Source organism: Herbiconiux sp. J20-20 (assembly GCF_057365085.1).
The window spans coordinates 2,109,187-2,127,065 of the sequence record NZ_CP195122.1 but is presented as its reverse complement, the minus strand read 5'-3'; the positions used below and the strand labels follow the sequence as shown (position 1 = coordinate 2,127,065).

Here is a 17,879-nt window from a genome sequence, read left to right as displayed (position 1 = left end):
TCCTCCTTGTGAGTGGATTTCCGACGGGGCTCGTTTCGTGCCCGCCGTGTCCCGACGTTACGGCGCTGCACACCGCCGCAGACCGTGCTCTCACTCGATTCGGACACGCCACTCAGGCCACCTCCAGCGTCGCCGTCACCTGATCGTGATGCGGCGACGAGCAAGACGGTACGAACGTTGGGTTCCGCTCGGGGCGCGGGATGCCTAGCGTGTGACACATGAGGCGAACAGCGATCGGCGGACTGGTTCTGATGGCGGCGCTCACCCTGGGCGGGTGCAGCGCTCTCGACGCGAGCGAGGACTCGCTCGCGCCCGACCAGGGTGTGGCGGGACCGGTCGAAGCCGACGACGCCAGCGGCGGCGTGACCGACCGCGAGGTCGCCGATCAGAGCGTCGATCGCTCGATCATCGTCACCGGGTACGCGGTCGTCACGGTCGAGGATCCCCTGGATGCCGCGCGCGAGGCGGTGCGCATCGTCGAGCGCGTCGGCGGCCGCGTCGACTCGCGCCAGGAGTACGCCCCCACCGAGTTCAGCGGCGGCAGCGCGAGCCTCGTGCTGCGCATCCCGGCCGACCAGCTGACGCCGACCCTCGACGCCCTGCGCGAACTCGGCCGGGCCGACTCGGTGTCGCTCGCAAGCGCCGACGTCACGGTCGAGAGCCAGGATCTCGACGCACGCATCAACGCGCTGCGCACCTCGATCGAGCGACTCACCGCGCTGATGGCCCGCGCCGACAAGATTGCGGATCTGATCGCCCTCGAGGCCGAGATCAGCTCGCGCCAGGGCCAGTTGGAGAGCCTCGAAGGTCAGCAGCGCTACCTGGCCGACCAGGTGAGCATGTCGACGTTGACGCTCGACCTGCGCAGCGAACAGACCGCGCCCGACCCCGACCCCGATACCTTCCTCGAAGGGCTCGCCGCGGGGTGGGATGCGTTCGTCGCCTTCTGGGCCGGCGCCCTCGTGGTGCTCGGCGTGATCGCACCGTGGCTGGTGTTCCTCGGGCTGCTGGCGGTCGGCATCGTGGTGCTGGTGAAGGCCCTTCGACGTCGCTCGGCGCCGTCGGCGGAGTGACCCGCGCCCCGCGAGAGCCGGTAGCGTCGGGGGATGCGCTATCTCCCGTGGGGTCCGAGTCGACGATGGCGCGGTGAGGTGGTCGAGCCGCCGTTCGCACCGATCACGCTTCCGAACGAGATCATCGCCGCGCTCGACGCGAGCGACAGCGCGCCGCCGTTCCTCGGCTCCTCCACCAAGCACTTCGACGACGTCTTCAGTCGGCTCTTCCACGGCTGGGACAACAAGCTGCTCTCGCCCGACGACGCGCGCGCCACGGCGCACTGGATCGAGAACTGGGCGGCCGAAGCGCCGGGTCGCGAGAATGCGCTCGGGGTGGCCCGGCGTCTGCACGCGGCCGCCGAGCACGGCTGGTACTTCGACTGGGAGTGACCCTCACTCGGCCGCGCGGATGAGCGCCAGCAGCGCCCGTCCGTACGACTCCGCCGGATCCTCGCTCTCGAAGCTCTGCACCCGCCCGCCGAGGCGCGCCTCGACCACATACCGCGTCGCCCCGCCCGCCTCGGATGCCTCCCGGCGCAGCGACACGAACGCTCCGCGCAGCAGGTCGCGCAGCTGATCCTCGCGCGGCAGCCACACCGCGTCATCGAGCGCGAGGGAGTCGAGCGCCCACTCGGTCGTGCCGTTGAAGCCGAGGATGGTGCCGCTCGGATAGTGGTGCGCCTCGATCGTCATGTCGCTCACCGTGAACACGTCGCCCTCGAAGTCGTCGCGCGCGATCTGGAACGCGTCGCCGGAGACGGGAGCCCACACCACGCCCGCGGCACGAAGCTCGACGGCGAGCGCGGTGGAGATCATGTCTCCATCATGTCGCGCGGGGCGCCGCGGCGGCTGGAATCGGCTACACGACGCGAATCCCCGCCTTGCCCGAGATCCGGCCGGCGATCAGGTCGGCCATCGCCCGCGGCACGTCGGCGAGCGGGTAGGTCGCGCCCAGGGCCGGGGTGATCGTGCCCGCCGCGAGCAGCTCGCCGAGGCGCTCGATGCTGCCCTGGTCTTCGGTCGAGAGCATCCCCGTGATCGTCTGCGAGCGGAACAGCCCGTACAGCGGAGAGAGCATCTGACGCTGCGCACCGCCGAGCGGCCCGCGACCGCCCTCTCCGCCGACCAGCACCGCGGTGCCGCGCGGGGTGAGGAGTCGCCGCAGCGCTCCGACCTTGGTTCGCCCGTTGATGTCGATGATCAGGTCGAAGCGCTCCGAGAGCGAGGCGATGTCGGTGACGGCGTAGTCGAGAACCGCGTCGGCGCCGAGGCCGCGCACGAGGTCATGCTTGGCCGCGCTCGCGACGCCCGTCACGTGGGCACCGGCTGCGGCGGCGAGCTGCACCGCGAAGCTGCCGACCCCACCGGAGGCGCCGATCACGAGCACGCGCTGTCCCGGCGCGACGCCGCCGCGGTCGTGGACGGCCTGCAGTGCGGTGAGCCCCGACACGGAGGTCACCGCGGCCTGCTCGAAGCCGACGCCGGCGGACTTCTTCGCCAGCTTCGCCTCGGTCGCGACGGCGTACTCGGCGAAACTGCCTCGGGCGATGCCGAAGACCTCGTCGCCGACCGCGAACCGGGTCACATCGTCACCCACCGCCGCGACGACTCCGGCGACGTCGAGCCCGAGCACGGGCTGCTGGGGTCGGCCGAGGCCGAACATCATCCGCACGGCGAACGGCTCACCCGCCATGAGGTGCCAGGTGCCGCGGTCGAGGCCGGCCGCGTGCACCTGGACGAGCACCTCGGCCGGTCCCGGGGTCGGCATGGGCACCGTGCCGAGCTCGAGCACCTCCGGGCCGCCGTAGCGCCGCTGGGTGATGGCGGTCATCGTCGAGGTTGCCAGGGCGCTGTCGGTGCCGGTGTCGTGCTGCGTAGTCATCTCTCGTCCTCATCTCGGTCGTGCGGTGGGGCCGCGTCGGGAATGTCGTACTTAGTACGTTCGTGACGATACGATATCCGTACAAAGTACGAGAGTCAAGACTCCGATGGAGGAGAGCCGATGTCAGCACGCCGGAGCGGTCGCGAACTCGACCGCGCACACGTGATCGCCGCGGCCGTCGAACTCGCCGACGAGATGGGGGTCGACGCCCTGACCATGCGAGGACTCGCCGAGCACCTCGGCGTCGGGCCGATGACGATCTACCACTACGTCGGCGGCAAGGACGACGTCATCGGCGGCATGGTCGCCGAGGTGTTCGCCGAGATCGCCATGCCCTCACTCGAGACCCCCTGGAAGGACGCGATCCGCGCCCGTGCCCACTCGGCCCGGGCCGCCCTGCGCCGTCACCCCTGGGCCGCTCCGCTGATGGAGTCACGACGGACGCCGCACCCCGGGATCCTCGCGCACCATGAGTCCGTTCTCGCGGTCTGGCTGGCCGCCGGATTCCCGCTCGAACTCGTCGCGCACGCAGGCGCCGCCCTCGACGCCTTCATCGCAGGCTTCTCGCTGCTCGAGGCGACGCTGCCGCGAGGCCAGCCCGCCAACGAGTTCGACCGCACCTTCGAGTTCGGCCTCGAGATCATCCTCGACGCGCTCGAGCGGGCCGCGGCATCGCCCTAGCCGTCAGGATGCAGCGTGCTCCCGCGCGAGCGCGTCGAAGTAGTCGTCCCACGACTGATGCTCGCGACCCGCGGCCTCGGCGAAATCGCTCGGTCGGTCGGCCTCACCGTTGCGGATGCCCTCGTAGATCCCCGCAATCACGGCACCGATGAAGTCCCCGAGTTCCGCGACGCGATCAGCCCGGTACTCCTCCACCGTCATCGAGGTGAAGGCCAGCTCCGTCCCGAACGCCCGATTGAGGTACGCCGCAAGCTCGGCCTGGGTGAGCAATCCGCCGTGCAGGTTGTAGGTGTGGCCGTGATGACGGTCCTCAGTAAGCATGCGGGCATAGGCGTAGGCGAGCTCGGGGCGGGTGGTGTACCCGCAGCGGCCGTCGGCGGCGCAGTTGATGATGGCGCCCGCCTCGACGTACCGGTCGAGATACTCGACGTCCGGCTCGATGTAGATGCCGTTGCGTCCGATGACCCACTCCAGGCCGCTCGTGCGAACGTCCTCCTCGGTCTGCCGATTGCTCTGGATGACAGGAGAGAACGCCGTGCCCTCCTCGGCTCCCTGCACGCTCGTGTAGACCACCTTTCGCACGCCCGCGTTGCGGGCAGCCGTGATCACGTTGCGGTGCTGGCCGATGCGCCGATCGGGCGCATCCATGCCGGAGACCAGCAGCAGCACGTCGATGCCCTGCAGCGAGGCCTCGAGCTCGGCGGGCTTCTCGTAGTCGCCGGGCCGGACTTCGATTCCCAGGCGCGCGGCCTTCTCGGGCGTGCGCGCCAGCCCGATCACGTCCGCCGGCGGGACCAGTGTGAGCAGCTCCATCGCGATCTGAGAACCGAGCTGACCGCCGACGGCGGTGATGGCGAACTTCATGTGACTCCGTTCACGCGCGGCGAATCGGACCGCACCGTTCCACGATAGGCGCGACGGAGAGCCGCCGCCGGGGCGCGCGACCCGCGGCCGGGAGGCGATGCGCCCACGAACACAAAGACTCGCCCCGCACGCGTGCGGGGCGAGTCTGGTGGTTTTCTGCCGTGGTGGACCCTAGGAGATTCGAACTCCTGACCTCCTCGATGCGAACGAGGCGCGCTACCAACTGCGCCAAGGGCCCGAAAACAACCTCGTCAGAATACCACTTGCGCACCCACGATTCGAACCGCGCCCTCCGGGACCTTCGACTCTCGCCCCGCGACCGGGCGACGCCTAGCGTTGACACCGCGACCAGGACGTCGATGACGCCCGGAAAGGAGTCATCCCCGGTGACGCCCGACGAGAACACCGCGTGGCATGAACTCGACGTCGCCGACGCGCTCGAGCGCCTCGACTCCTCCGCACGCGGCCTCAGCCCGGCGGAGGCCGCCGCCCGCCTCGAGCGCGACGGCGCCAACGAACTGCGCACCAGCGACATCGAGCGCTGGCCGACGACCCTCGCCCGTCAGTTCCGCAGCCTGATCATCCAGCTCCTGGTGGCCTCGGTGATCGTCACCGCGATCCTGCAGCGCTGGGTCGACGCGATCGCGATCGGCATCGCCGTGCTCATCGACATCACCCTCGGCTACACCCAGGAGCGCAAGGCGGCCCGCGACGTCGCGGCCCTGCGCGAGTTCTCCGTACTGCGCTGTCGGGTCCGCCGCGCGGGCGGCGTCCGCGTCATCAACGCCTCCACCCTGGTGGCCGGCGATCTCGTCGTCCTGGAGTCCGGCGACCGCGTCCCCGCCGACCTGCGCCTGCTGGATGCCAACCAGCTGCGCATCGACGAGTCGCTGCTGACCGGCGAATCCCTTCCCGTGGCCAAGTCGACCGCCGCACTGAGCGGGGCCGCCCCGCTCGCCGAGCGGTCCGACATGGCGTGGAGCGGCACCCTGGTCGTGGCCGGTCGCGCGCTCGGGCTCGTGGTCGCCACCGGTGCCCGCACCGCCATCGGCGAGATCGATCAGATGGTGCGCGCCTCCGACACCCCGACCCCGCTGCAGCGCCTGATGCACCGCTTCGAGGGTCGGCTCGGCATCGCGGTCGGACTCGCCGCCCTCATCACGCTCGGCGGATCCCTCCTCACCGGGCTGAGCTTCGCCGACTCGTTCCTGCAGGCGGTCGCCCTCGCCGTCGCCGCGATCCCCGAAGGCCTCCCCGTCGTCCTGACCATCGCGCTGAGCCTGGGAGTGTCGCGCATGGCGCGGCACCGGGCGCTCGTGCGCACCCTGCCCGCCGTCGAGGCGCTCGGGTCGACGACGGTGATCGCCTCCGACAAGACCGGCACCATGACCATCAACCGGATGACCGTCGAGCGCGTCTGGACGGCGCGTGACGAGGTCGACGCCGGGCTCCTGAGCCTTCCCGATGCGCAGCTGCCGGTCGGCTGTCGGCGGGTCGCGCAGGTCGGCGCCCTGAGCAACGATGCTCGGCGTGATCCGGAGACCGGCGAGGTGATCGGCGATCCGGTCGATGTCGCGCTGGCCGAACTGGCACTCGCCCGCGGCGCCGTCTCGGTCGACGGCTTCGACGCTCCGTCGCTCGCCCACCTCCCCTACGAGCCCGAGCACCGCCGGTCGACGACGGTCACCGCCGACGGCGACGAGCACGTCGTGCTCGTCAAGGGCGCACCGGACCTGCTGCTCGGGCTGTCGACCTGGATGACCGGACCGGAGGGCCGGGAGCCGCTCGACGTCGGACGGGTGCAGGCCGCCCACGATGCGATGGCCGAGGACGGCATGCGGGTGCTCGCCGTCGCGGAGCGTCGACTCGCGCCCGGGGAGTCCGCGCACGACGCCCTCGCCTCGCTCGATGACCTCGAGTTCGTGGGGCTGCTCGGCATGAGCGACCCGCCGCGCCCGGGCGTTGCCGAGGCGATCACCGCATGTCGACGCGCGGGTGTGCTCGTCATGATGGTGACCGGCGATCACCCCAGCACCGCGGCCGCGATCGGCCGGCGTCTCGGCCTCGGCAACACCGCGAAGCCGGTGACCGGCGCTGACCTCGACGGACTGGACGATGCGGCGCTCGTGGAGCGTCTGCGCTCGGCACGGATCGCGGCACGCGTCACGCCGCGCGACAAGCTGCGCATCGTCCGAGCGCTCGAGGCGGCGGGCGAGATCGTCGCGGTGACCGGCGACGGCGTCAACGATGCCCCCGCGCTCAAGGCGGCGTCGCTCGGCGTCGCGATGGGGCGCTCGGGCACCGACGTCGCGCGCGATGCCGCCGACATGGTGCTCACCGACGACGACTTCTCGACGATCGTGGCCGCGGTGCGCGAGGGCCGCGTGACCTTCGCGGCCGTGCAGAAGGCCACCTTCTTCCTGATCTCGACGGGCGTCGCCGCCCTCGTGGCGGTCATGGGCAACCTGCTGTTCGATTCGCCGCTGCTGTTCCTGCCGGTTCAGATGATCTGGTTCAACCTCGTTTCCAACGGCATCCAGGATGTCGGGCTGGCCTTCGAACGCGGCGAAGGCGACGAGCTGGAGCGGCCACCGCGCGCCCCCGACGCGGGGCTGCTGACCCGGCGCCTGTGGACGCGCATCGCGATCACGGCCGTCTGGATGGGCGGACTCGTGCTCACCTCCTTCCAGGTCATGCTCGCCAGCGGAGCCGAGCTCGAGGTGGCGCGCACCTTCGCGTTGACGGTGTTCGCGTTCCTCAACCTGTTCCAGACCTTCAACTCCCGGTCCGCCAGCCGCTCCGTGTTCCGCCAGGCGCCCTGGGGAAACCGGCTGCTCCTCACGGCGGCGCTCGGCACCCTGGCGCTGCACGTCCTCGCGGTGATGTCACCGCTCGGAGGGCTCGTGCTCGGCCTCGCGCCGCTCACGCTGCCGATGTGGCTGACGGCGGCCGCGATCGGAACGAGCGTGCTGGTCGTGGTCGAGGTCGACAAGTGGCTGCTGCGTCGACAGCTGCGCGAGGCGGCGGGACGCTAGCCGACGTTGCGGCGGCGGCGCAGCACCTCATCGAGGTCTGGGGCCGACACCGGAGCGTCGTCGACGATCCCCATCCGCGCATAGCGGCTCGGCGGTGTCGCCGTCGTCGCGGCGGGCCGCGAGGAGAGCTGCACGACCTCGGGCTCGGCGGAGGCGTCGCGCAGGGCGCGCTCCGCCTCGGCCGCAGCGGCGCGCAGCAGCGCGGCCGAGTCCATCGTCGGCGCCCCCAGCGTCGGACGCACCCGCGCGGCATGCGGGTGCTCGACATAGATCGGCTTGGGCAGCGGCACCGGCGTCCAGGCGCGCGGGGCGGGTGCGGCGTCGAGGGGCACGTCGACCGGCCGCGCCACCCGCGGAGCGCTCGGCACCACGTGCCGTGCGCTCGCCAGCCGCACGCGCACCCGCGCCTGCACGAGGAACGAGGCCATCGCGGCGACCGCGCACCCGGTGAGCAGCACGACCGCGCCGGGCGCGAACCCTGCGGTCGCACTCACCCCCAGCTGAACTCCGGCGGTCACGAGCGACACGAGCAGCAGCAGGCCGGCAACACGACGGGTGCGACGCAGCCGCTGAGTCAGCGAGATCATGCCGTCGCGCGGTGCCGAGACGGTGCGCGCACGGAGCTTGTCGGTCTGCGTGCGCGCCTGCTCGATCTCGCGCTGAGCGCGAGCGGCCGCCTCGGCCTCGCGCAGCGCCGCGCGGGCGGCCTGGCGTTCGAGGGCGAGTCGGATGCGCTCCTGGCGCGCCGCCTCGTGGATGCTCGCCTCGACGCGCACGGTGTCCGGCACCTCGGCCGTCTCGGCCAGCACCCGCATCGTCTGCTGCAGGCGGGTCGCGGTGCGCTCGGTCGCGAGGTACTCGCGGCGGCGGATCCAGCTCGGAACGAAGTAGAAGAACCACAGCAGCGCGGCGGCGGCCAGCATGACCGTCGTGCTTGCCCCGGTGAGGTCCATGCCACGAGGGTACGGAGCGCGACACGCGACAGCCTGAAGGCGCGCGGCACGAAGTCTGGTACTCGCCTGGCAATATGATCCAGCTACGGCCCCTGCCGCATTCTCGATCACTGATGGGAGATCGGCATGGCCGACCCGAACTCTGACCCCGCGCCTGCCCCGAAGCGCCTCGCCTCGCTGTTCGGCAACGTCGAACTGGTCATCGTCGTTCTGCTGGGCGTCGTCTCGGTGACGACGGCCTACGCCTCGTTCCAGGCCGCGCTGTACGACAGCAGCATGGCGGGCAACTACTCGAAGGGCCAGGCGGCGCAGACCGAGGCCGAGTCCCTGTACCTGGAAGCCAACCAGCAGTACATCCAGGACGTGCAGACCTGGGCCCGGCTGACCGAGCTGAGCATTGAGATGGACAGCTCGGATGCCGAAACTGCCGCCGCGGCCGACGCCAAGTTCGACACGCTGTACTTCGTCTCCGTCGGCGACGACCTGGACGCGGCGATCCTCTGGTCGCAGGAGCAGAACGACGCCGACCCGGACACCTACACGAGTCCCTTCGACTCCGAGGACTACGAGGCGGCGCTCTTCGGCGCCTGGGCCGAACTCGACGACGAGAGCGCCAGCTATCTCGCCGACGGCGACGCGGCGAACTCGTTCAGCGACCGCCTGACGCTCAACACCGTGCTCATGGCGATCACGCTGTTCCTGCTCGGTGTCGCCGCCGTCCTGGCGCAGCGTCGCATGCAGTACGTGCTGATCGCGGTCGGCGGCGCGATCTACCTTCTCGCGCTCGGGCTGACGCTCGCGATCCCGTTCATCTCGCTGTAGGACTCAGCCGAAGCGCAGCGGCGCCTTCGCGAGATGCCGGTCGACGTCGGGCACCCGCCCGGCGCCGGCGGGCACCTTGCCGTCGAGCCAGCGGCGCAGCACGCCTTGCGGCACCTCTTCGACGGTGAGGGCGAAGCAGAAGTGGTCGCGCCAGTCGCCGTTGATGTGGATGAACCGGCGGCGCAGCCCCTCGTAGCGGAAGCCGAGCTTCTCCACCACCCGCAGCGAGGCGGCGTTCTCGGGTCGGATGCAGATCTCCATCCGGTGCAGGCCGACGCCGAAGAAGCAGTGATCGGTCGCCAGGGCGACCGCGGTCGGCGTCACGTTGCGACCCGCCGCGCGCTCCGCCACCCAGTAGCCGATCGTCGCCGAGGACAGCGACCCGTAGCTGATCCCCGAGATGTTCAGCTGCCCGACGAAGTCGCCCTCCAGCTCGACCGCGAACGGCAAACCCGATCCGGCGCGCGCATTCGACAGCAGCGAGCGGATCCCCGCGCGGGTGTCGAACGACAGCGGGCCGTGCGGGTTGGTTGCCTCCCAGGGGCGCAGCCAGCGACGATTGGCGACCAGTTCGCGCTCCAGGGCGCGCGAATCCCGCACGCGAATCGGGCGGATCGTGACCTCGCCCTCACGCAGCGTCGGAATACTGCTCACTCGGTCAGCGTAGCGACGAACTCTTTGAGCCAGGGTCGGAAGTCGGGGCCCAGATCGGAGCGGTCGCTCGCGAGCTGGACGATCGCCTTCAGGTAGTCGAGCTTGTCGCCGGTGTCGTAGCGCCGCCCGCGGAACACGACGCCGTAGACGCCGCCGAGGTTCTCGGTGTCGGCCGCCATCTCCTGCAGCGCGTCGGTGAGCTGGATCTCATTGCCCTTGCCGGGTGCCGTGTGCTCGAGCACGTCGAAGACCTCCGGGCGCAGCACGTAGCGCCCGATGATCGCCAGGTTCGACGGCGCCTCACCGGCCGGGGGCTTCTCGACCATGCCGGTGATGCGCACCACATCGTCCTCGTCGGTGCCCTCCACCGTCGCGATGCCGTACAGGTGGGTGGCACTCGGGTCGACCTCGAGAAGAGCGACGACGGAGGTGTTGCGCTCCTGCTGCACCTCGAGCATGCGGCTGAGCAGCACGTCGCGGTCGTCGATGATGTCATCGCCGAGCAGCACGGCGAACGGCTCGCGGCCGACGTGCATCTTGGCACGCAGCACCGCGTGGCCCAGGCCCTTCGGGTCTCCCTGGCGCACGTAGTGCACGTCGGCGAGATCGGTGGCGTACTTGACCTTCGCAAGCTTGGCGGTGTCGCCCTTGTCCATGAGGATCTGCTCGAGCTCGCCAACGCGGTCGAAGTGGTTCTCGAGCGCGTTCTTGTTGCGGCCGGTGATCATCAGCACATCGTGGAGGCCGGCCGCGACCGCCTCCTGCACGACGTACTGGATGGCCGGAGCATCCACGACCGGCAGCATCTCCTTCGGCATCGCTTTCGTGGCGGGAAGGAAGCGCGTGCCCATTCCGGCGGCGGGGATGACGGCCTTGGTGATCCGTGAAGTCATGCCGACAAGGTTATCTGTCTCCCGGCCCCGTAGACTCGGAGGATGCCGGACGTGGTAGCGGACGAAAAGCGCGCCCTGCGCGCGGAACTGCGCGAGCGACGACGCATTCGCACCTCGACGGAGCGGCAGAGCGCCGAAGCCGCCCTCACCGCGCAGTTGCGCACGCTCGTCGAGCAGACCGGAGCACGCTCGCTCTCCGCCTACCTCTCGCTGCCCGACGAACCGGGAACGCGCGAGTTCTTGCGCTGGGCCGACGGCGAGGGCATCCAGGTGCTGCTGCCGGTGTCGCGCGAGGACGGACTGCTCGACTGGGCGCCGTTCGACGACGAGCACGAGGAGCTCGACGCGGTCGGGATGCCGACCTCCGGTGGCGAGCTGCTCGGACCGATCGCGATCAACGACGTCGACCTGATCCTGGTCCCGGCGGCGTGCGTCGCCTCGGACGGGACGCGCATGGGCTGGGGTCAGGGCTATTTCGACAAGACGCTCGGATCGATGGAGCGCTGCCCTCCCGTTTATGCTGTGATCTTTGACGAGGAGTTCGTCGACGACGTCCCGCGGGAGCGCCACGACGTTCCTGTCGACGGGGTGGTGATGCCTCGCGGCATCGTCACCTTCTCCGCCCACGACTGAGCCGGACCGGGACCCACTGAGGACGTATGCCCACCTATTCGTATCGCTGCACCGAGTGCGGCACCGCTTTCGACATCCAGCAGGCGTTCACCGACGACTCGCTCACCGAGTGCCCCACCTGCCAGGGCAAGCTTCGCAAGCTGTTCAACGCGGTCGGCGTCACCTTCAACGGCTCGGGCTTCTACCGCACCGACAGCCGCGCCTCCTCGGGCGGCTCCGGCAGCGGCGCCAAGTCCGACTCGGGCTCGAGCTCGTCGACCCCGGCGGCGTCGGCCCCCTCCCCCAGCTAGACCCCCTCGAAAGGAGATCCCGTGCTCAAGGGTTTCAAGGAGTTCATCGTCCGCGGCAACGTGATCGACCTCGCGGTCGCGGTCGTGATCGGCGCGGCGTTCACCGCGATCGTCAACGCGCTCGTGTCGGGCATCTTCAACCCGCTCATCGCGATCCTCTTCAACGCGGATGCGATCGCCACCGTCGGCATCACCCTGCGGGAGGCGAGCGGCGATCAGGAGGCCGTGGTGCTCGGCTGGGGCCTCGTGCTGTCGGCGCTCATCCAGTTCCTGCTGGTGGCCGCGGTCATCTACTTCGGCGTCGTGCTGCCGATGAACATCTTCCGCCGCCGCGCCGAAGAGCGCGCCGCGGCCGGCAAGCCGGCGGTCGCCGAGGATGTGCCGCCGACCGAGCAGGAGCTGCTCACCGAGATCCGCGACCTGCTGAAGGCGCAAGCCGGCTCCTGAGCCGGGGCGGTCCGCCGCGACCGCTCTAGTAGTGCGGCGGCTTGTCGCCGCGCAGGCGATCGTCGTTCTCGCCGTCGCGATGCCGCTCGGGCTCGGCGGAGGGCGTCGGGTCCGTGCCTGGCGGCGGAGACGTCGTCACCCGGCGTCGGCGCCGCGGACGCGTGCGCGCCGCGGGCTCGCCCGCGTCGCCCCGCTCGGTCGCGGGCTCCTCGGGCGGGACGTCAGTCGAGTCGGGCACCGGCAACGATCGGGATGTCTTCCGTCACGGGACCCGCCGCCAGCCCCGCGAGCTTCGCGATGCGGTCGGCGACGGCGTCGGGGTCGCGGAACAGCTCGAAGGCGTGCACCCGCGCGTAGTGCCAGCCGAGACGCCGCAGCACCTCGGGACGCAGCCGCAGCGCGTCGCGCAGCGAGCGCCCTTGCAGCACGGCGTCGGTCTCGACGACGATGCAGGTTCCGCCGTGCGCGGCCACCAGCCCGAGCTTGCCTCGGTGGCCCAGCGCCACGCGGAGTCCGCGAGCCGCCAGCCGGCGCGCGAGGTCGACGAGCATCGGGTCGGAGTCGTCCGGCACCGGCGGCTCGGCGCGCCGCGCCTCGATCTCGTCGAGGATCTCGGCGAGCGCGATCGCGCCGTGCTCCATCCGATCGTCGTCGACGTCGCTCGGGCGGAAGCAGCTCACGATCACCAGGGAGCGTCGCGCGCGGGTCATCGCGACGGCGAGCAGTCGCGCACCGCCCGGCTTGCCCAGGGCGCCGAAGTCGCTGAGCACCCGCCCGTGCGGGGTGCGGCCGTAGCCGATCGAGAAGATCACCCGGTCTCGGCTCTGCGCGACGGCGCTCTCGATCGTGGAGACGGCGAAGGGCTCGGCGCGCTCGCTCATCACGAACTCGTTCAGGGCGGGCCGTGACGGCATCGCGTCGAGCACCGCCTGCATGACACGGACGGCGTGCTTCGCGCTCGCGGTCACCACCATGAGGGACTCGCGCGGCTTCGACTCGGCGTGGTCGATGACGAGCTCCAGCACGCGCTGCACCTCGGCGTCGATGCTCTCCACCGCTCCGGAGTCGGGGTCGGGCATCCCGGTGCCGTCGACGTAATCGAGCACGAGGCTGCCGTGGCCGAGGAAGGTCCCGGCCCACGGCAGGGCGTCAATGCGACCGCCGTAGAAGCGCCGATTCACCAGTTCGGCGAGGTCTTCGCCGCCCGCGCGGTAGCTGCGGGTGAGGGCGAGCTCGGGCAACAGTCCGCCGAGACGGGCCAGGGCGGACCGCTCGTGCAGGGCATCGAGCTCGGCGGCCTCCAGCTCGGCATCTTCGGCGGCCAACCCGGATCCGGGCTCGAGCCCGATCGCGAACGGCGCCGGCGTCTGGGTGACCGGGTCGCCGAAGGCGACGACCTGCGTCGCGCGCCGGATCGCACCGACGTTCTCGGCGAGCGTGGTGGCGCCGGCATCCAGCAGCAGCACCGTGTCGAACCGGATCGTGTCCGAGATGCGGTCGATCTCGTACGGGGAGCTGACCCAGACCGGGGCGATCGTGCGGGCGAGGTGCGGGGCGACCGCGTTGAGCCGACCCGATTCGACGTGCTCGCGTCGCAGCAGACGCTTGAGCTCTTCGGCTTCCTCGGGCCAGTCGACCAGTCCGAGCTTCCAGTTCTCGGCCAGCTGCCAGGCGAGCAGGCGCGCGCTTCCCGCCGTGTGCGACTCGTCGACGAGGCGGAAGTCGGCCTCGAGCCGGTCGAGCACCGAAGTCTGGGCTCCGAGCAGGGCGCGGTCGGAGGCGAGCAGCGCATCGAGCGCCGAGCGCCACCAGGCGAGCTCGAGCTCGGCCGCGAGTCGAGACTCAGGAACGTGGCGTCCCGCGAGGTCGGTGACGAGATCGCCGAGGTCGAGTTCGCGGAGGCGTCCGACGATCTCGCTGCGCTCCTGCAGGTTGTGCAGCACCTCGGAGTCCTCGGCGAGCGCGGCGATCAGCTCGGTCAGCCGGTACAGCGGAAGGCTGGCGAGCTTGTTCTCGCGCGTGACGTGGCCGAGCGGTCCGTCGAGGCCGTCCAGGTCGGCCGACACCTGCTGCCAGGCGACGTGCACATCGGAGAGTCCGACGGGAACCTCGGGGGTGACGCCCGCGGCGACGAAGCGCTGCCAGAGCATCCGCTGCTGCTGGATCTTGGTCAGCGCCGCATGCATGTCGCCCACGTGCATTCCGGGCCGGACGTACTCCTTGGCGAGCTTCTTGAGCCGCCGGCGATTGCCCGAGCTCATCGTCGGGTGGTCACGGCGCGGCGCCGTCGCCACGATCAGCTCGCTGAGCGAGCGGTCGAAGACGGCCGGGTCGAAGCGGTCGAGGGTGTCGCGGATGTCGGCGAGCAGCCGCACGTAGACGCCGAGCTCGGCGATCGTCTCGAACGGGCGCATGCGCGTCGATCCGATGAGTCGCGTGCCGAGCTCGAGCAGCCGCGGCAGCTCCTCCGCGTGCAGGCGGCGGGCCACGTCGTGGGCGCGAGCGGCCTGCTCGCCGCTGTCGAACTTGGCGCCGTACCAGGGCGAGTCGGCGGGCCCGTAGCGGAACTCGCCGAGGCGGGCCGCCTCCAGCATGGTGGCCGCGACAGCGGCGCGGTCGCCGGCGATCTTCTCGACGGTCTCCCGCGGCAAGCGCGCGGTCGTGGCCGGCGGATGCGGCAGCAGCGCGAGCCGGGACAGCTCGCTCACGCACTCGAGCACCGACACCCCGAGGACGGGATCGGGCCGCGAGAGGGCGGCGCGGTAGTCGAGCAGCACCCCGCGCAGGCGCGAGAGGGCTTCGTCGACGTCACCGAGGTGCGGCTGGGCGACCTTCTCGTTGCGGGCGATGCTGCGCACGATGTCACGACGCAGGCTGCGCGGGGTGACGGCGATCCCGCCGAGTCCGATGTCGTTCAGGCGCTGCGTGACCGAGCGGATGCTCGCCCGACGCGCGCTCACGACGAGGACGCGCTTGTTCTGGGCGACGAGGGCGCCGATCGCGTTGACGACGGTCTGCGTGCCACCGGTGCCGGGAAGCGTCTTGACGACCAGAGAGTTGCCCGCGGCGATGTGCGCCACCACGTGCTCCTGCTCCGCGTCGGCGTCGAGCACCAGGAGGTCGGCCTGCGGATCGCGACGGTCGGGGTCGCTCACGGCGACGTCGCGGTGGCCCTCCTCGATCGCCCAGCGGGCGGTCGCGTTGCCGGCGAGAGCGTCGAGCACCGGGTGCTCGAGGTCGTCGGCATCGGCCACCAGCTGCGGCGCGACCTCGGCGAAGGTGGAGACGACGAGGCGCGGTTCGACGGAGAAGTCATCGAGGTGTCCGGTCAGCGCGCGCAGCTGGTCGATGACGGCGTTCGGCTTGAAGGTGCCGTCGGCATCGGTGAGGGCGACGAACGCGCGCGGGTCGAGCTCGATGCCGAACTGATTCTCGAGCGCGCGGGCGAGTCCGGGGTTCAGCTCGGGCATGCCGCGCAGCTTCACCTCGAAGTCGCGCCCGTGACGGCGGATCGCGAGCGGGCGCACCAGGATCGGCGCGCAGAACGATTCGCCGTCGCAGCGCCAGCGGGCGATCCCGATCCCGAGGTGGACGGCGTCGATCCCACGCGTGGTGGCGAGCTCCAGACCGCGGGACGCGATCCGGTCGGCCGCGAGTCGTGCCGAGCGGAGGGCGACATCGTCGCGGATCAGCTGCGACAGCAGCGTGCTGGAGCCGGTGATGAAGCGGGCCAGTCCGCCGGGGTGGGTCGCGCTCAGCTCGATGCGGGTCGACGGGTGGTCGTCGAAGTGGACCAGCGGCGATCGCCCGCCCAGTTCGGCGAGCTCGGCACGCCAGGCGGTGCGCTGCGGGTCGGCGACGTTCGCCGTCGACCAGTCCTCGCCCGCCACCGCGATCGCGTGCGGAGCCGTCATCTGGCGCTCCGCGCGCGGCGAATCGGAGTCGCTCATGTCACGCTCCTCGTCGCGTCGATCCGCATACCACACGCCGCCACGATACGTCCGGATGCCCCCGATCCCCGGGAGCTGGCGCGGGTTTCGCGAACTACACTTTCGAGTCATGAGCGACGCCGTGGTGACCCTGGTCGGCGTGCTGGTCGGCGTGGGGTCGGCCGGGTTCGTCGCGCTCACCGTGGTGGGCGTGGTTCTGCTGTCGCGCCGCGCTCGTCGCGACGGCGTTCGAGCCCTTCCCGGTCGGACCCAGGCGGGCGCGGAGCTGCTGCGCGCCGACGATGCGCTGCGCGATGCGCGCGACGACCTGGAGTTCGCCCGCGCCCAGTTCGGTGACGATTCCACGCGCGATTTCGCGGCGCGCGTGGCGGTCGCCGAGGAGGAGCTGCGCCGCGCATTCGAACTGCATCAGCGCCTCGACGGGCCGGACGCTGCGACCGAGGCTCGTCGCCGGGAGTGGACGCGCGAGGTCGCGGCGATCGCCGGCCGCACCCGCCGGGCCCTCGACAGCGAGCGCCGACGCTTCATCGCCCGCCGCGATGCGGAGGCGGGGGCCGCTGCCCTCGCGGACGAGCTGGAGACACGACTCGACGCGCTTCGCGACGAGCTCCCGTCCGCGCGAGAGCTGGTCGCGTCGCTGCGCGCCGTGTATGCGCCCGCGCTGGTCGAGACGATCTCCGAGAATCCGGACCGGGCGGAGTCCGAACTGGCGAGCGTCGCGCGGCAGCTCGAGTCGGCGCGCACGGCGGTGGCGTCGTCGCCGGTGACCGCGGTGGCCGACGCTCTGCACGACGCCCGCGGGGTGCTCGGCCGCAGCGCGAGCCTGCTCGCCGCAATCGAGCATCGGCGCACCGAGCTCGCGGCGGCCGACGCCGGCCTGGCGACGCTGCGCGACGAGATCGGCGACGACCTCCGCGCGGCGCGGGCCGTGCGTGACGCACCGCCGGACCCCGACTCCGGCGACGCGGTCGGAAGCGCCATCGCGGTGCTCGAGGCGGCTCTCGCCGCGGCCCGCGAGAAGAAGGGCGTGCGACGGGATCCGGTCGCCGCGCTCGACGCACTCGTCGACGCCAGCGCGGCTCTCGACGTCGCGGTCGCCGCCGCCCGCAATCAGCAGCAGCGGCTCGAGGGAGCGCGCGGCGCCCTCGCCGGCGCGCTCCTGTCGGCGCGCACGCAGATCGCGGCGGCGCAGGAGCTGATCGGCTCCCGCCGCTCGGGGGTGGGCGCCCGCACCCGGCTCGCCGAGGCGGAGCGTCAGCTGCTGCTCGCCGAGAACGAGGCGGACCCGGTCGAGGCGCTCGATGCCGCACGTCGCGCGCAGACGCACGCGCGCGACGCGGACGCGCTTGCCCGCTACCGCGGCTGAGAGACGCGAAACGGCCCCGCGATCCGAAGATCCCGGGGCCGTTCGATGTCGGAAGTTCGCGCCTACGCGGTCGGTCCGCTGATCGCGAAGCGCACGGAGCCGTCGTCGGCGACCTGCGCGTCGAGGGTCTTGTCGTCGAGGACCTGCGCGGCGCTCGGCTCGAGGAAGACGCGTGCGCCGTCCTTCTCGACGACCGCGTCGGTCGCCTCGGGCGACGGCGCCACGGTCACCTGGAACTCGGTCTCGGGGGTTCCGGTGCCCTGGATGCGCAGGCCTCCGGTCTCGGTCGTCGGCGACTGGGCGACGATGGTGTTGATCACGGTGCTCGCGGTCTCGGTCAAAGTCAGCATGAAG

Annotated in this window: 18 protein-coding genes and 1 tRNA gene; 9 read left to right on the top strand and 10 right to left on the bottom strand. The window is 71.3% G+C overall.

All coding sequences use genetic code 11. The features are described from left to right. The first annotated feature begins 218 nt into the window (after positions 1-218). Positions 219-1,073 carry a DUF4349 domain-containing protein gene (locus tag ACR3ZA_RS10320; protein ID WP_473661874.1) on the top strand — a complete coding sequence of 285 codons (855 nt, stop codon included), beginning with the start codon at positions 219-221 and terminating at the stop codon, positions 1,071-1,073. A 33-nt stretch (positions 1,074-1,106) separates the two neighbouring features. Continuing rightward, positions 1,107-1,445 carry a hypothetical protein gene (locus tag ACR3ZA_RS10315; RefSeq protein WP_473661873.1) on the top strand — a complete coding sequence of 113 codons (339 nt, stop codon included), beginning with the start codon at positions 1,107-1,109 and terminating at the stop codon, positions 1,443-1,445. 3 nt (positions 1,446-1,448) lie between these two features. Here the strand turns inward: ACR3ZA_RS10315 and ACR3ZA_RS10310 are convergent, their stop codons facing one another. Next, positions 1,449-1,871 (bottom strand): pilus assembly protein CpaE, encoded by a 423-nt coding sequence (locus ACR3ZA_RS10310; RefSeq protein WP_473661872.1) that lies wholly within the window; start codon positions 1,869-1,871, stop codon positions 1,449-1,451. A gap of 43 nt (positions 1,872-1,914) precedes the next feature. After that, a complete protein-coding gene (locus ACR3ZA_RS10305) occupies positions 1,915-2,937 on the bottom strand; it encodes a zinc-binding dehydrogenase (RefSeq protein ID WP_473661871.1) in 1,023 nt (340 codons plus the stop codon). 120 nt (positions 2,938-3,057) lie between these two features. Between ACR3ZA_RS10305 and ACR3ZA_RS10300 the strand changes: the two genes are divergently transcribed. Then, positions 3,058-3,618 carry a TetR/AcrR family transcriptional regulator C-terminal domain-containing protein gene (locus ACR3ZA_RS10300; protein ID WP_473661870.1) on the top strand — a complete coding sequence of 187 codons (561 nt, stop codon included), beginning with the start codon at positions 3,058-3,060 and terminating at the stop codon, positions 3,616-3,618. 3 nt (positions 3,619-3,621) lie between these two features. Here the strand turns inward: ACR3ZA_RS10300 and ACR3ZA_RS10295 are convergent, their stop codons facing one another. Continuing rightward, positions 3,622-4,482 (bottom strand): NAD(P)H-binding protein, encoded by an 861-nt coding sequence (locus ACR3ZA_RS10295; RefSeq protein WP_473661869.1) that lies wholly within the window; start codon positions 4,480-4,482, stop codon positions 3,622-3,624. Positions 4,483-4,644: 162 nt separating this feature from the next. Beyond that, a tRNA-Ala gene (locus ACR3ZA_RS10290) sits at positions 4,645-4,720 on the bottom strand. A gap of 121 nt (positions 4,721-4,841) precedes the next feature. Here ACR3ZA_RS10290 and ACR3ZA_RS10285 point away from each other — a divergent pair. Then, positions 4,842-7,517, top strand: a complete 2,676-nt coding sequence (locus tag ACR3ZA_RS10285; protein WP_473661868.1) for an HAD-IC family P-type ATPase — start codon at positions 4,842-4,844, stop codon at positions 7,515-7,517. On the opposite strand, the gene ACR3ZA_RS10280 is transcribed toward ACR3ZA_RS10285, so the two are convergent. Continuing rightward, entirely contained in the window at positions 7,514-8,470 is a 957-nt protein-coding gene (locus tag ACR3ZA_RS10280) for a hypothetical protein (protein ID WP_473661867.1), read from the bottom strand. The two genes, ACR3ZA_RS10285 and ACR3ZA_RS10280, sit on opposite strands and share 4 nt — an antisense overlap. Before the next feature lie 126 nt (positions 8,471-8,596). Here ACR3ZA_RS10280 and ACR3ZA_RS10275 point away from each other — a divergent pair, with 126 nt between their 5' ends. Then, positions 8,597-9,292: a hypothetical protein gene (locus ACR3ZA_RS10275; protein ID WP_473661866.1), complete on the top strand. Its 696-nt coding sequence runs from the start codon at positions 8,597-8,599 to the stop codon at positions 9,290-9,292. A gap of 3 nt (positions 9,293-9,295) precedes the next feature. Here ACR3ZA_RS10275 and ACR3ZA_RS10270 read toward each other — a convergent pair whose 3' ends face one another. Both ACR3ZA_RS10270 and galU read right to left on the bottom strand, forming a co-directional pair. Further along, positions 9,296-9,946: a GNAT family N-acetyltransferase gene (locus tag ACR3ZA_RS10270; protein ID WP_473661865.1), complete on the bottom strand. Its 651-nt coding sequence runs from the start codon at positions 9,944-9,946 to the stop codon at positions 9,296-9,298. Continuing rightward, on the bottom strand, positions 9,943-10,839 hold the full coding sequence (galU, locus tag ACR3ZA_RS10265; protein ID WP_473661864.1) for a UTP--glucose-1-phosphate uridylyltransferase GalU: 897 nt from the start codon (positions 10,837-10,839) through the stop codon (positions 9,943-9,945). The genes ACR3ZA_RS10270 and galU overlap by 4 nt, the downstream gene beginning before the upstream one ends. A gap of 42 nt (positions 10,840-10,881) precedes the next feature. Here galU and ACR3ZA_RS10260 point away from each other — a divergent pair, with 42 nt between their 5' ends. Genes ACR3ZA_RS10260 through mscL form a run of 3 tightly spaced genes read left to right on the top strand, consistent with a single transcriptional unit; the run spans position 10,882 to position 12,209 of the window. Then, complete coding sequence (locus tag ACR3ZA_RS10260; protein ID WP_473661863.1) at positions 10,882-11,472, top strand: 5-formyltetrahydrofolate cyclo-ligase; 591 nt, start codon at positions 10,882-10,884, stop codon at positions 11,470-11,472. Between the two features lie 26 nt (positions 11,473-11,498). Then, positions 11,499-11,762 carry an FmdB family zinc ribbon protein gene (locus ACR3ZA_RS10255; RefSeq protein WP_473661862.1) on the top strand — a complete coding sequence of 88 codons (264 nt, stop codon included), beginning with the start codon at positions 11,499-11,501 and terminating at the stop codon, positions 11,760-11,762. A 21-nt stretch (positions 11,763-11,783) separates the two neighbouring features. After that, the gene (gene mscL / locus ACR3ZA_RS10250; protein WP_473661861.1) at positions 11,784-12,209 is read left to right on the top strand and encodes a large conductance mechanosensitive channel protein MscL; all 426 of its coding nucleotides are present in this window, start codon (positions 11,784-11,786) and stop codon (positions 12,207-12,209) included. A 25-nt stretch (positions 12,210-12,234) separates the two neighbouring features. Here mscL and ACR3ZA_RS10245 read toward each other — a convergent pair whose 3' ends face one another. Together ACR3ZA_RS10245 and ACR3ZA_RS10240 are read right to left on the bottom strand one after the other, a co-directional pair. Further along, positions 12,235-12,447, bottom strand: a complete 213-nt coding sequence (locus tag ACR3ZA_RS10245) for a hypothetical protein (RefSeq protein ID WP_473661860.1) — start codon at positions 12,445-12,447, stop codon at positions 12,235-12,237. Beyond that, positions 12,431-16,159, bottom strand: a complete 3,729-nt coding sequence (locus ACR3ZA_RS10240) for an AAA family ATPase (RefSeq protein WP_473661859.1) — start codon at positions 16,157-16,159, stop codon at positions 12,431-12,433. The genes ACR3ZA_RS10245 and ACR3ZA_RS10240 overlap by 17 nt, the downstream gene beginning before the upstream one ends. Positions 16,160-16,268: 109 nt before the next feature. On the opposite strand from ACR3ZA_RS10240, the gene ACR3ZA_RS10235 reads away from it, so the two are divergent. Beyond that, positions 16,269-17,525: a hypothetical protein gene (locus ACR3ZA_RS10235; RefSeq protein ID WP_473661858.1), complete on the top strand. Its 1,257-nt coding sequence runs from the start codon at positions 16,269-16,271 to the stop codon at positions 17,523-17,525. A 62-nt stretch (positions 17,526-17,587) separates the two neighbouring features. Here ACR3ZA_RS10235 and ACR3ZA_RS10230 read toward each other — a convergent pair whose 3' ends face one another. Next, positions 17,588-17,875, bottom strand: coding sequence for a Fe-S cluster assembly protein HesB (locus ACR3ZA_RS10230; RefSeq protein WP_473661857.1), 288 nt, complete (start codon positions 17,873-17,875; stop codon positions 17,588-17,590). Between the last annotated feature and the right edge of the window lie 4 nt (positions 17,876-17,879).

What these genes read in the sequence shown, in the direction of transcription:
- ACR3ZA_RS10320 (WP_473661874.1), top strand. Translation starts at nt 219, where the DNA reads ATGAGGCGAACAGCGATCGGCGGACTGGTTCTGATGGCGGCGCTCACC.
- ACR3ZA_RS10315 (WP_473661873.1), top strand. Translation starts at nt 1,107, where the DNA reads ATGCGCTATCTCCCGTGGGGTCCGAGTCGACGATGGCGCGGTGAGGTG.
- ACR3ZA_RS10310 (WP_473661872.1), bottom strand. Translation starts at nt 1,871, where the DNA reads ATGATCTCCACCGCGCTCGCCGTCGAGCTTCGTGCCGCGGGCGTGGTG.
- ACR3ZA_RS10305 (WP_473661871.1), bottom strand. Translation starts at nt 2,937, where the DNA reads ATGACTACGCAGCACGACACCGGCACCGACAGCGCCCTGGCAACCTCG.
- ACR3ZA_RS10300 (WP_473661870.1), top strand. Translation starts at nt 3,058, where the DNA reads ATGTCAGCACGCCGGAGCGGTCGCGAACTCGACCGCGCACACGTGATC.
- ACR3ZA_RS10295 (WP_473661869.1), bottom strand. Translation starts at nt 4,482, where the DNA reads ATGAAGTTCGCCATCACCGCCGTCGGCGGTCAGCTCGGTTCTCAGATC.
- ACR3ZA_RS10285 (WP_473661868.1), top strand. Translation starts at nt 4,842, where the DNA reads ATGACGCCCGGAAAGGAGTCATCCCCGGTGACGCCCGACGAGAACACC.
- ACR3ZA_RS10280 (WP_473661867.1), bottom strand. Translation starts at nt 8,470, where the DNA reads ATGGACCTCACCGGGGCAAGCACGACGGTCATGCTGGCCGCCGCCGCG.
- ACR3ZA_RS10275 (WP_473661866.1), top strand. Translation starts at nt 8,597, where the DNA reads ATGGCCGACCCGAACTCTGACCCCGCGCCTGCCCCGAAGCGCCTCGCC.
- galU (WP_473661864.1), bottom strand. Translation starts at nt 10,839, where the DNA reads ATGACTTCACGGATCACCAAGGCCGTCATCCCCGCCGCCGGAATGGGC.
- ACR3ZA_RS10260 (WP_473661863.1), top strand. Translation starts at nt 10,882, where the DNA reads ATGCCGGACGTGGTAGCGGACGAAAAGCGCGCCCTGCGCGCGGAACTG.
- ACR3ZA_RS10255 (WP_473661862.1), top strand. Translation starts at nt 11,499, where the DNA reads ATGCCCACCTATTCGTATCGCTGCACCGAGTGCGGCACCGCTTTCGAC.
- ACR3ZA_RS10240 (WP_473661859.1), bottom strand. Translation starts at nt 16,159, where the DNA reads ATGAGCGACTCCGATTCGCCGCGCGCGGAGCGCCAGATGACGGCTCCG.
- ACR3ZA_RS10235 (WP_473661858.1), top strand. Translation starts at nt 16,269, where the DNA reads ATGAGCGACGCCGTGGTGACCCTGGTCGGCGTGCTGGTCGGCGTGGGG.
- ACR3ZA_RS10230 (WP_473661857.1), bottom strand. Translation starts at nt 17,875, where the DNA reads ATGCTGACTTTGACCGAGACCGCGAGCACCGTGATCAACACCATCGTC.